The 12023-nt window shown below is 34.9% G+C and carries 10 protein-coding genes, 1 tRNA gene and 1 pseudogene; 11 read left to right on the plus strand and 1 reads right to left on the minus strand.

Translation table 11 applies throughout. The annotated features are described in order from the left end of the window. Window positions 1-108: 108 nt before the first annotated feature. From ACFSQ3_RS07130 to ACFSQ3_RS07170, 9 genes and pseudogenes are all read left to right on the plus strand, one after another. Entirely contained in the window at window positions 109-279 is a 171-nt protein-coding gene (locus tag ACFSQ3_RS07130; RefSeq protein ID WP_380868845.1) for a hypothetical protein, read from the plus strand. Between the two features lie 205 nt (window positions 280-484). Further along, window positions 485-1693 carry a primase-helicase family protein gene (locus ACFSQ3_RS07135; RefSeq protein ID WP_380868847.1) on the plus strand — a complete coding sequence of 403 codons (1209 nt, stop codon included), beginning with the start codon at window positions 485-487 and terminating at the stop codon, window positions 1691-1693. A 226-nt stretch (window positions 1694-1919) separates the two neighbouring features. Beyond that, complete coding sequence (locus ACFSQ3_RS07140) at window positions 1920-2534, plus strand: hypothetical protein (protein ID WP_380868849.1); 615 nt, start codon at window positions 1920-1922, stop codon at window positions 2532-2534. Then, window positions 2506-2847, plus strand: coding sequence for a toprim domain-containing protein (locus ACFSQ3_RS07145; protein WP_380868850.1), 342 nt, complete (start codon window positions 2506-2508; stop codon window positions 2845-2847). Before ACFSQ3_RS07140 ends, ACFSQ3_RS07145 begins: the two co-directional genes overlap by 29 nt. An 83-nt stretch (window positions 2848-2930) precedes the next feature. Continuing rightward, window positions 2931-3269 (plus strand): hypothetical protein, encoded by a 339-nt coding sequence (locus tag ACFSQ3_RS07150; RefSeq protein ID WP_380868851.1) that lies wholly within the window; start codon window positions 2931-2933, stop codon window positions 3267-3269. Beyond that, window positions 3266-4447: pseudogene (locus tag ACFSQ3_RS07155) on the plus strand (relaxase/mobilization nuclease domain-containing protein). Before ACFSQ3_RS07150 ends, ACFSQ3_RS07155 begins: the two are co-directional and overlap by 4 nt. 40 nt (window positions 4448-4487) lie before the next feature. Beyond that, window positions 4488-4829: a hypothetical protein gene (locus tag ACFSQ3_RS07160; RefSeq protein ID WP_380868852.1), complete on the plus strand. Its 342-nt coding sequence runs from the start codon at window positions 4488-4490 to the stop codon at window positions 4827-4829. 313 nt (window positions 4830-5142) lie between these two features. Then, a complete protein-coding gene (locus ACFSQ3_RS07165) occupies window positions 5143-8292 on the plus strand; it encodes a type ISP restriction/modification enzyme (protein ID WP_380868853.1) in 3150 nt (1049 codons plus the stop codon). A 16-nt stretch (window positions 8293-8308) separates the two neighbouring features. Next, a complete protein-coding gene (locus tag ACFSQ3_RS07170) occupies window positions 8309-10798 on the plus strand; it encodes an HD domain-containing protein (RefSeq protein ID WP_380868854.1) in 2490 nt (829 codons plus the stop codon). A 113-nt stretch (window positions 10799-10911) separates the two neighbouring features. Here the strand turns inward: ACFSQ3_RS07170 and ACFSQ3_RS07175 are convergent. Further along, window positions 10912-10985: transfer RNA gene (locus ACFSQ3_RS07175), tRNA-Ile, on the minus strand. A gap of 87 nt (window positions 10986-11072) precedes the next feature. Here ACFSQ3_RS07175 and ACFSQ3_RS07180 point away from each other — a divergent pair. Next, on the plus strand, window positions 11073-11705 hold the full coding sequence (locus ACFSQ3_RS07180) for an HAD family hydrolase (protein ID WP_380868855.1): 633 nt from the start codon (window positions 11073-11075) through the stop codon (window positions 11703-11705). A gap of 91 nt (window positions 11706-11796) precedes the next feature. Continuing rightward, complete coding sequence (rpsU, locus tag ACFSQ3_RS07185) at window positions 11797-11988, plus strand: 30S ribosomal protein S21 (protein WP_380868856.1); 192 nt, start codon at window positions 11797-11799, stop codon at window positions 11986-11988. Window positions 11989-12023 lie beyond the last annotated feature (35 nt).

Genomic DNA, 12023 nt, shown 5'->3' on the forward strand with positions numbered 1-12023 from the left:
TGTTTACAACATATATTATTTACAGATGTAATGAAGTGTAAATAATAAAATGTCTATTCTATGGAGGTTTGTTCAAGCAAATTGTTGCGAATCAAAATCATTTAAAATATGAACAAATTCAGTGAAAAAGGAATTTCCGTTCAAGGAGACGGCAATTCAAAAAAAGAAAAACAAGATGATTTCTTTCCTCCTAAGGAAGATAGAATTAACCTGAAGGAGGTGGCTGAATTATTTGGCGCCACGCCACAGACCGTTATCAACTGGAAAAGAAAAATCTAATTCCTTTTTATCAGATTAATCAATTCAGCCGACCGTTCTACTCCAGATCACAACTTATAAAGTTGGCAAGCAAAAATCAGCACTTAATTAAGCACTAAAAAAGCGTCAAGCCTGCTCGCTTGACGCTTCAATTTCTTATGGTACTTGCTCTATCTAAACCACTCAATCAAATTTAGAGCATTCTACCCAAGTAAACAAACGTGATATGGAAAATCATCAATCATATCCCTACATAAGGGTAAGAACAACTTATTTTAAAAAAATCAAAAAGCCCCTGCTTTCTGGAGATTTTTTAGAAACCTTAGCGCCTTGGTCGCTTGATGTAATCAAACAAGATTACGGACGTAAATGGTCTGAGATTTTTGATCAGATTCCGAAGTACGATGGCTTTACTAATATACCTTCGCATATAGATTATAAAAGATCATATAGGGGGTTTTATAACCAATATGAACCTTTGCCAGTCTCGCCTTTGGAAGGCAATTTCGAAACGATTCTAGCATTTCTAAAACATATATTCGGAGAACAGTTTGACATTGCTTTAGACTACCTAACAATATTATTTCAAAAACCTACTGAGCTGCTTCCAGTTTTATGTCTAGTAAGTATTCAGAGAGGCACTGGGAAATCTACCTTCTTGTCTTTACTCAAGGCAATCTTTGGGGCTAACATGACATTTAATAGTAACGAAGATTTTCGCTCGAATTTTAATGATTCATGGGTAAACAAGCTGATCATTGCTGTGGATGAGGTACTACTTGACCGAAAAGAAGATTCTGAGAAGATTAAAAATCTATCAACCGCACGCTCATACAAAGTAGAAGCAAAAGGTGTGGATCGAAGCGAGACAGAATTTTTTGGCAAATTTGTTCTTTGTTCCAACAATGAAGATGATTTTATTTTCATCGATCCTCAAGAAACCAGATACTGGATCCGTAAGATTCATCCATTAACATCGATTGATCCATTTATGCTAGATAAGATGAAGGAGGAAGTACCTGCTTTAATGTATTTCTTAGCGAAAAGACCGATTATTACTGAAAAGAAGAGTAGAATGTGGTTCACTCCAGAGCAGTTAGTAACAGATTCGCTTTTGAGAATCAAGAAACGATTCAGAAACAAAGTCGAAACAGAACTACTAAGTATCATCTTAGAAATCATGGAAAGCTTTGAATTGGAAATATTTCATTTTACCAATAAGGATGCAATAGAACTTCTGAAAAGTAATAATATTCGCATCAATCGTGTCGAGACAAAAAGAATTATTGACAACTGGAATATTCCAGTTTCAAACAACACTTTTAATTATACGACGTACAAGTACGATATGAGTGGTATTGTATATGAATCGCAGCAAAAAGGACGATTCTATACGATAGAAAGATCGCAAGTGAATAAAATATTGATGCTCTGATGATTTTTAACTATAAAATATTATCTATCAAAACATTATATCATCATCAAACGATCATCAAGCGGTCATCATTCATCAAAGTGTTCTTAATCAAACTACCCAAAATCATCGATGATCATCAGAATATGATTGATTGATGACGCAATGATGACGACACAACTAATTAATAATAAGATGATTAAACTACGTTATCATCAAATCATCAAGAAAATTTAAAATTTTGACTATGGATTGTAAACAAGCGAAGCAAATTTCAATGCTCGATATATTGAACCGACAAGGTTTCAGAGCGTCGTATACTAAAAATAATAAAGGTGTAATCTACCATTGGTTTATATCGCCATTCAGACCGACCGAAACTATCGCCAGTTTCTCCTATAATTCAAGATTGAATACGTTCTACGATTATGGTAATGGTCTCTCGGGGACTGTGGTAGATTATATCTGTGCATACTATCAATTTGATATCCCAAAAACACTTAATTTTCTCCGAGAAATCGATTTTTCTTTTTCTCAGCATAGCAATTTGAATATCATATCTGCTGAGAAAAAAGAGAATAAAAGAACTTACAACATCAAATCTATTAAATCTGTCGCGCATCCGGCATTAGTAAACTATTTGGCTAGACGAAAGATCTCAAAGTCACTCTGCAAAAAGTACCTATTGGAAATTGAATACGAGATTTACGGCCGTTCCTTTTTTGGTGTAGCATTTCAAAATGATAGCAAAGGCTATGAGATTAGCTACGAATATAGAAAGCAAAATACAGGAGAATTTACACGCGTAAAAACATGCCTTATTTGCATAAGATATGACATCATTTTCAACGGGAAGCACTAGCGTGGTCGTTACGGAATCTTGGAGTGATTTTCTAGCGCTTTTAACGCTCTATCCAAAGATGGAAGATCGTAACAATTTTATAATCTTGAACAGTGTCTCCATGCGAGATAGACTGATGGAGATGATTAAAACAGCCAATTATTCGACTATTTATTCTGCAACAGATAATGATACAGCAGGCTATGATATCCAAAAAGTATTGATTGATGAATTTCAGGATCGAGTCATCCCACTTAATGCTTTCTACAAAGATTGCAAGGATATTGGAGAATATCTTGAAAAAGGAAAACATATAATTCACTATGAAGGATAGCAAGACATGGATAGAGTCCCTCAGCAAAATATTGCGAGGGTCTTCTATCCGCTTGCTATCGGTAAACTGCACTTTGTTTAGTTATGAAAAAAAGGAAATTACATAACGATGAAAAGCGGGTTTTCGAAGTGAAGATCCGCTTGAATATTGGAGAGAAACAAAAGCTTGAAAAAATCATCGATCGAACCAATTCACATGCTCCCGATATATTCAGAAAGCTGTTGATGAAAGGAAAGCTGCCTGATGCCTCGGTTCCTCTTTTAGATATACAAACGTATTACCAACTGCGAAAAATTGGCTTAACCTATAATGCATATATGAAAGCAATTAATCAAGCTCGTATTACAGAAATAGACCGGAATATAGGCAAGCAGGTTTCGGATATCTTAGATACCGTACAATACAAAATTCGCAAGTCATGATCGCCATCCAAAAAGTACACCGTTTCGCAGATGCCCTAAAATACAATGAAAAGAAATTGAATCTGCAGGACGCAGGTAAGCGAGCAGAGTTATTAGACCACAATTTCTTAAACCCGACTGGGGAAGCTGTTTTAAAAGAAATCAAAATGATCAATAGTCTTCATAGTAATCGTATGAAAAATGATGGCTACCATGTTGCTTTGAGTTTTTCTGAGAAAGACATTGTTTCCGACGAAGTCCTTAAATCCATTGCAGATGATTAAAAAAAAGGAATGGGATTTAGCGATGATCATTTGTTTCTGCTTTACAAGCATAATGACGGTGAAGATCATAAGCATATTCATGTTCACCTGTTACTGCATCGACTCTCTATTGATCCCGCAACCGGAAAAACAAAACTGGTCAGTGACTCCAATAATTATCAGCGTAGCGAGAAGTTATCTCGGCAAATCGAACAAAAGTACGGGCTAGAGATTGTAAGGTCATCGAAAGATGCACAAGATCGAGCGCCCAATAAGGATGAACTGGAGATGATTCAGCGAACAGGAGTGCTTTCTCATCGAATGCTGATGCAGGAAAGAGTCAAGGACGCTTTATCTACATCAAAAAATATTATAGATTTTATAACCAAATGTGAAAATAATGGCTTTTATCTAATTTTTAATCAATCAGAAAGTACAGGCAGAGTTTCTGGCATAGCTTACATTTCGAAAGATGGATTTATAGCTAAAGGTCAAAAACTAGGAAATCAATTCAAATGGTCACATATAAACCAAAAATTTAACTATGAACAAGGCAGAGACCGTCAGGCAATTAGCGAAACAAACGATAGAACAAGAGAAAGATTTGAAGATTTACTTGACAGAACGCTTCGCGAAAACAGAAAAAATGATCGCTCATATAGTCGACACGCAGGCAACAATTACCGACAATCAGCAAGTAATATATCGGAAGCTGGAAACCCTCGATACAGCAAAAGTGAAAATAAACTTGAATCCTGTCATGGAGGAACTTACAATGATGAGGAAGCAGAACAAGGAACTGAAAAAGCAATTCCTAATCAATTTTCTATTGGTGCAAGTACCTTTATTAGCGGTATTGGCGGCTTACTTAGTAGTGTTGGCGCTGGTCAGGTAAATGATGCAGAAGATCGCAAAAGAAAGAAACGAAAACGCTAAATTTATAGTTGGTATGCTCTCTAAATTTGAACTACATGCTATGTATTTAAACGAACTGCAAGAAAGAATCAACAAAGCATTTACTTATCAGAAACAACTTCAAGATTCGAATGAGGATTTACAAAAGTCTATCCTAAACCCTCGAAGATTTTGCAAAGCAATAGAGCTGTATGAATCCACCGACGACCAGAGTTTAAAATCAGAATTGATTTACGCAATGGGAAAATACGTTTGGTATAATTATTACCAAAACTTACATATCCCAAACTGTTCAATGGAAGATCAAGAAAATGAGCGAATCTACAAGGAACTGGAGCAATCAAGCTATGATTTGTATCGTTTAATTGAAAACCATATAGAATGGGAGATGAATAAGCGGTAGCGTGTTAGCTATCGCAGATAGGTTAATAAGGCTGAATAGTCTAGTGTTTTTGTTCTTGTGAATATTTCCGAATAACCCGAATTGGCTCTCCCCGAGTCTCAATAAATAACAACCTTTATTTTACGGTTTTTTATTGCCAATTGGATTTTTTCTTGATTATGGTTTTCACTACCTTTAGTGCACGACAAACCACTTGAATTTACTTTAATCAATGATTTCTAAAACTAGACAATACATAGACAATATTAATAGATTGTACAAAACTAGAAATGCACGAGAACATTCATATCGTGGAGACCTACAAGCGTTGTTGATGAATATATTGCCAAAGGAAATATTGGTGACCAACGAACCAGCACGCGTGCAATGTGGTGCACCTGACTATGTATTGACAAGCGGAGCAGCTAACATTCCGGTTGGGTATATTGAAGCGAAAGATATCGGAGTAGATCTAAACCATAAAAGTCTAAAGGAGCAGTTCGATCGATACAAATCAGGCTTATCCAATTTGATTTTTACCGACTATTTAAACTTCAAATTCTATCGAGATGGTGAATTTATTACCGAAGTAAGAATTGCAAAAACCGAAAATGATACAATTATACCCATTGAATCAAACTTCGAACAATTCGAATCACTAATTCTAAATTTCGCTAATACTGTCACGCAATCTATCAAATCGCCGAGTAAACTTGCCCAATTGATGGCGGGCAAGGCTAGATTAATGGCAAATATAATCGAGCAATCTTTGGACTTCGACGACGAAATGGGAACGAATTCTAATCTAAAGAATCAAATAACATCTTTCAAGACGATGTTAATCCATGACATTAACAACCGTTCATTTGCTGACATCTACTCGCAAACGATTGCTTATGGAATGTTTGCAGCAAGATACCATGATCCAACATTACCCACTTTTTCAAGGATAGAAGCTGCGGAACTTATTCCTAAATCAAATCCTTTTTTGCGAAAATTATTTCATGATATTGCTGGTTTTGATGTGGATACTCGGATTGTCTGGATAGTCGACGAATTAGTAACCATTTTCTTAGCTACCGATGTGGCAAAAATCATGAAAACCTTCGGCCGATCAACCAAAATGGAGGATCCAATCATCCACTTTTATGAGACCTTTTTGGCGGAATACGATAAATCTTTAAGAAAAGCACGAGGTGTTTGGTATACACCCCAACCCGTTGTTAATTTCATCGTTCGAGCAGTTGATGATATCCTCAAAGAAGAGTTTGGATTGCCGCAAGGATTAGCTGATAAAAGCAAGATCAAGGTTAAGATCAAAGTACAATCTGCCGACAAAAGACACAAAGGAGGTGTTACCGACTTCGAAAAAGAAGTTCACCGTGTACAAGTACTAGATCCAGCAACTGGTACGGGAACTTTCTTAGCTGAAACGATCAAACACATCTATTCCAAATTTAAGGGAATGGAGGGCATGTGGCCAAAATATGTCAAGGAAGACCTTATCCCGAGGATGAATGGATTTGAGCTGTTAATGGCATCATATGCGATGGCACATCTAAAATTAGATATGCTGTTAACAGAAACAGGTTACACTGCTGAAGACAATCAACGTTTTCGGATTTACCTAACAAACTCGCTTGAGGAAGCACATCCAGATACCAATACATTGTTTAGTTCGTGGTTGTCGGATGAATCCAGTCAAGCGAACGAAGTCAAACGAGACACCCCTGTGATGGTAGTTATTGGTAATCCACCTTACGCCGTAAGCAGTCAAAACAGAATAGTAGATGAGGATGGCGCCCCAACTTGGATTGGTAAGTTAATAACAGATTATAAAAAGGAATTAAATGAAAAAAGTTATAACTCTCTTTCCGATGATTATGTAAAATTCATTCGATATGGACAATACCACATTGAGAAAAAGGGAAGCGGAATTTTAGCATTTATATCTAATAATAGTTTCATAGACGGTATTGTTTTTAGACAGATGCGAAAAAGCTTATTACGATGCTTCAATTCTTCCTACATTTTGGACTTACATGGCAATTCAAAGAAAAAAGAAAAAGCTCCTGATGGGAGTATTGACCAAAATGTGTTTGATATTATGCAGGGTGTATCTATAAACATTTTTGTGAAAACAGGAAACATGAAGCGCAATGAATTAGGGAAAGTATTTCATTCTGAAATTTTCGGTAGAAGAGAATTTAAGTATAGTTTTTTAAACGAAAACGGTCTAAAAACTATTAACTGGCAACAGCTCCAATTTAATGATGATAATTTCTTTTTTGTTCCTAAAGATTTTGAAGAAGAAAAAGAATATGAAAAAGGATTTTCTTTAAATATTTTATTTCCAATAAATAATACAGGGGTTAAATTTAGGAAAGATAATCTTTTGGTGAAATCCCATTTTGCCAAAAACAATGTGGTTGAAATGATTAATGATATTAATTCTTTATCTACTAATGATTTACAAAACAAATACAATTTTAAAGAAACTCCAGATTGGAAAATTAATGAGAAAAAATTGTTATTTAAAAAATATGAGTTTTCAGACATACAAATCGTAGACTATCGTCCATTTGATTATAGATATACATATTATCCGGAAGATAAAATTTCTAAAATTATTGTAAGAGGAGATTCAAGAAGAAATTTGATGCGCCATATGCTTAAAGATAATTTGGCAATAATTGTAACTAGAGCGAATAGAGCTTTAAGTACTTCTTATTTTTTCTTGTCGAATAAAATTTGCGATTTACATCTTTTAGATTCTGCTGGAGATTCATTGATCGTATGCCCCCTTTATCTCTATCCCGAAACCAATGGTCAAACTTCCATAGAAGAACCATCCGAAAGAGTTCCCAATCTCAATAGGGAGACGGTAGATAAAATCGCCAAAGATTTAAGGTTGCAATTCACCAATGAGAAAGAAAATACAGAAAATACTTTTGCTCCTATAGATATTTTGGATTATATCTATGCTATATTGCACTCATCAGCTTATCGTGAGAAATATAAAGAGTTTCTGAAAATAAATTTCCCACGAGTGCCTTATCCCACCGGTCAAATTATCTTTTGGAAGCTTGTGGAGTTAGGACAGCAGATTCGTGAACTTCATCTTCTAGAAAGCCCCCATCTAAACAAATTAATTACTTCCTATCCGATATCCGGCACGAATCAAGTAACGAAACCATATTTCGAAGAAAATTATGAAATCATAGATGGTGATAAAATCTCACTTATCGATCCTATTTATGAAATTGGTAGAGTTTATATTAACGAAACTCAATTTTTCCAAGAAGTTCCTAAAGTTGCGTGGGATTTCTACATCGGTGGTTATCAACCCGCTCAAAAATGGCTCAAAGACCGCAAAGAACGCGAGTTGGATTTTGACGATGTGTTACATTACCAAAAAATAATAGCAGCATTAATGGCGACAGATCGGTTGATGAAAGAAGTGGATAAAGCTTTAGAGGTTTAAATAATTTTTGTTTATTGTGGATTCTAACAGACTATTTACAGATACATTTGATAAAATTCGTTATCCAAACGACTCAAAATACATTGATTTTTTACTCTCGGAAATAAATAAATCTGAATCGAATTTGGAGGCAAATTTAGAATCTATTAGAATTGATTTTCCAAATTTAACTGATCATTCTCTACTGCATTCTAAAATGCTTTGGAAGTATGCAGATTTGATTCTTGGAGGTAAAATGAGATTAAATCCATTGGAAGGCTATATTTTGCACATGTGTTTTTTAATACATGATGCCGGAATGTGTTTTTCAATTTTAAATAATAAAAAATACTTGCAGGGATTACCAATCTACCTTGATTTTATAGCCTTAAATCCCGATATAAAGAATTTAGAAGAAGAAGCATTATTTTATTGCGTTAGAAAATTACATGGAGAATTTGCGGAACAAATTCCACTATCAAAATTGTCGTCAGAAAGGATGGTAATAGAAAATGAAAATCTTCGAGATGAATTTGGTGAACTTATTGGAAAAATCTCGAAGAGTCACTCGATGGATATCGCTTATATTGATAGTGAGTTATTTGTTTACAACAGTCCCGAACACACCCATTTCCCAATTGATTCAAAGAAATTGGCATATATATTACGGGTATCAGATGCAGCTCATATAGATCGCTTAAGAACTCCATTAAGTGAAAAGGAAATAAGTGAAAAAATTTCTGGAGATTCTCAAAACCATTGGGTATTTCAGAAAAAAATTGGTTTTCCATCTGTTGATAAAGGCTTAATAGTCTACAATTCCGTAAAATCCTTTGATAAGAATGAGAGAAGAGCATGGTGGCTATGTTTTGAAGCGCTCTCTGTATTAAATGAGGAACTGAAAAAAGCAGCTGTTTTCTTTTTTGAAAGTGGCGCCGACGGATTTCTAGCGAAAGGCGTGAAGGCAATTGATAATACTTTATTGTTAGGTCAACAATATATAAGAACTAATGGATGGGACTCCGTTGATACAAAAATAAAAGTCTCTCAGCCTAATTTATTAGCCCTTAATATAGGCGGTAAAAAACTGTACAATTATACTTATTTAGCGCTCAGGGAATTAGTTCAAAATTCTATTGACGCTCTTCATCTAAGAAAATATAAGCAAAAAGATTTTCAAGGTAAGATAACTATTGAGATACAAAATCAAGAAAACGAATGGTTTTTATATGTGAATGATAATGGTATTGGGATGTCTAAGAATATAATGATCAATCATCTTCTGGATTTTGGACGATCCTATTGGGATAGCTACGATTTCTACGACGAGTATGTAGGAGTAGCTCAGAAAAGTTTCAAATCTATCGGGCAGTTTGGTATAGGTTTTTATTCAGCGTTCATGCTAGGGGATGAAATTGAGGTTATTTCTACAAAATTTGGTGATGAAATTAACAGCCGAAATATCCTTAAATTTGAAAAAGGTCTCCTAGAAAATCCTAATTTGGTAGTTAAAAAAGTAAATGAGCTCGATTCAGATTTTGGCACTAGTGTAAGAATAAAACTGTTTAATGATCCGTATGGAGATGGAGGCTTTGTAAATGAAGCAAATCTAGAAAATCCAAATTTACATAACATCGTTAAATATCTCGCTCCTAATATTGACCATCAAATTGAAATTTTAGAAAACAATAATGCGAAGATGATAGAAAAGCTTTCGCTCAATACCTACACAAATTTTGATTTCAAATCTTTTTCAGATCTAGTTTGTTTGCAAAAAAAGAAAGGCGGTTCAGAAGTCTTACACAATAATTTGAAAGATACAAAAAGGAAACTTTTACCGATTTATCAAGAAAATAAAATAGTTGGTCAGCTTGGAGTACTTCCTTATATAAATGGGAGAGTTAGTCAAGACACTGGCGTGATTCTTTCCAGAGGTATCAGAATTACAAGTATGCAAGGGAATATAATGGGATTCATTAATGTCCCAGAGGTCAAAAATCTAAACAGAGATCAATACGAATCCGGAATAACATATGAGGCCTTAATAGATTGGGCATTACGATATATTGAATACCTTTCAAAAGAGTCAAGCATTAGTGGAAATAATTTAGATGTAGAAATTAAAACAATCAAATACGCGCTTGGTATTCTCGAGGATAATGAAATAATTTTCACATATATAGACAATGTAAGCAACACTTGTGAACCATTAACTAAAGGTGGATTAAGAAATTTTATTAAAAAAAGAGATGAGTTCAATCACATTCAATTGTTCGACAAGTTGCACGATGATTTTGTTTATAACGGAATATTTGACGTCATTAGACCCCTATATCTAGACAATCTAATCCGAGAAGAAGATAATTATAAATTAATCTCAATCTCTAAGCTCATTCAAGAAATTATCAAAGATGAATGGGGAGACTTTGAAAAAAAAGAACGTCACGGATTTACGGAATATTGGCACGTCAATGCAAATTCTTATCCGTTCTCATCTATTATTAGTTATAAAAAGATAAAAAGCTAAATTCGAATAGTGGAACCTTAAATCCTCTCCATCATTGTTACAATCCAGCCCCCCATTTAGCCCCCTAATAAAAAATAAAACCCTGCAAGTTAGCAACTTACAGGGTTTTTCAGTGCGCCCACCTGGGCTCGAACCAGGGACCAAAAGATTATGAGTCTTCTACTCTAACCGACTGAGCTATAGGCGCAGTAATTTTTGATCATCAATAACCCTTTTAAAAGCGGTTTTGACGATGCAATTATCGATATTTGTCGGGACAAATCAAAATCTTCGCATGCAAAAAATAAAAAATATCATACTCGATTATGGCAATGTAATCTTCGCTATTGACTTCCAACGCGCGCAACAAGCTTTCAACCAATTAGGTGTAAATAATGTAGAGGAGGTATTCGCACATAAACAGCAAAACGAAATTTTTGACCAATTTGATAAAGGATTGATTACGCCTGCCGAATTTAGGAACGGTATTCGTGCCTTGGCAAAAGCACCTCACTTATCCGATCAAGATATTGACCAAGCTTGGAACGCGTTATTGATTGGAGTTTCAGAGGGAATCCACGATATACTAATCGATCTGAATGAAAAATATCGCATGTTTCTGTTGAGCAATAATAATGAAATCCATTACGCGTTCTGCATGCAGCATATACGTGACGAATACGGAGTAGAAAGTAATGCCGAATTTTTTGAAAAAACATATTACTCCCACGAAATGGGAATGCGGAAGCCGGATCAAGAAATCTTCGATTTTGTACTGAGAGATGCCAATATCGTTGCGTCGGAAACGTTATTTATAGATGATAGTCCGCAACATTTGGCAACCGCTTCTAAAATGGGTATACACACGGCTCTTTGCACCAAAGAACAGCATTTAGCTAAGATTTTGAAGGATTGGGATTTGATTTAAAAATCTTTTTAATAACATTTTAATATGTCAGTGGAAAAAGCTACTTTTGCACACCAAGAATTCCACGACGAAAGGAGGTATATAAAAAGCTATGATTATTGTAAATGTAAAAGAAGGAGAATCGTTAGATAGAGCATTAAAACGTTTCAAGAAGAAATTCGAGAAAACTGGCGTTTTAAGAGAGTTACGTTCACGTCAAGCTTACGAGAAAAAATCTGTTACTCGTCGTACCCAAGTGAAGAAAGCAATCTATAAAGAATCTTTACAGCTAGACAACGCTTAAGTAAAGTTTCCAAAACAATAAAAAAAGGTGATCCA

Source organism: Sphingobacterium corticis, from assembly GCF_042684745.1.
Taxonomy (GTDB): domain Bacteria; phylum Bacteroidota; class Bacteroidia; order Sphingobacteriales; family Sphingobacteriaceae; genus Sphingobacterium; species Sphingobacterium corticis.

Excerpts from the sequence above, each read along its gene's own strand:
- ACFSQ3_RS07130 (WP_380868845.1), top strand. The coding sequence starts at position 109 with ATGAACAAATTCAGTGAAAAAGGAATTTCCGTTCAAGGAGACGGCAAT.
- ACFSQ3_RS07135 (WP_380868847.1), top strand. The coding sequence starts at position 485 with ATGGAAAATCATCAATCATATCCCTACATAAGGGTAAGAACAACTTAT.
- ACFSQ3_RS07140 (WP_380868849.1), top strand. The coding sequence starts at position 1,920 with ATGGATTGTAAACAAGCGAAGCAAATTTCAATGCTCGATATATTGAAC.
- ACFSQ3_RS07145 (WP_380868850.1), top strand. The coding sequence starts at position 2,506 with ATGACATCATTTTCAACGGGAAGCACTAGCGTGGTCGTTACGGAATCT.
- ACFSQ3_RS07150 (WP_380868851.1), top strand. The coding sequence starts at position 2,931 with ATGAAAAAAAGGAAATTACATAACGATGAAAAGCGGGTTTTCGAAGTG.
- ACFSQ3_RS07160 (WP_380868852.1), top strand. The coding sequence starts at position 4,488 with ATGTATTTAAACGAACTGCAAGAAAGAATCAACAAAGCATTTACTTAT.
- ACFSQ3_RS07165 (WP_380868853.1), top strand. The coding sequence starts at position 5,143 with ATGAATATATTGCCAAAGGAAATATTGGTGACCAACGAACCAGCACGC.
- ACFSQ3_RS07180 (WP_380868855.1), top strand. The coding sequence starts at position 11,073 with ATGCAAAAAATAAAAAATATCATACTCGATTATGGCAATGTAATCTTC.
- rpsU (WP_380868856.1), top strand. The coding sequence starts at position 11,797 with ATGATTATTGTAAATGTAAAAGAAGGAGAATCGTTAGATAGAGCATTA.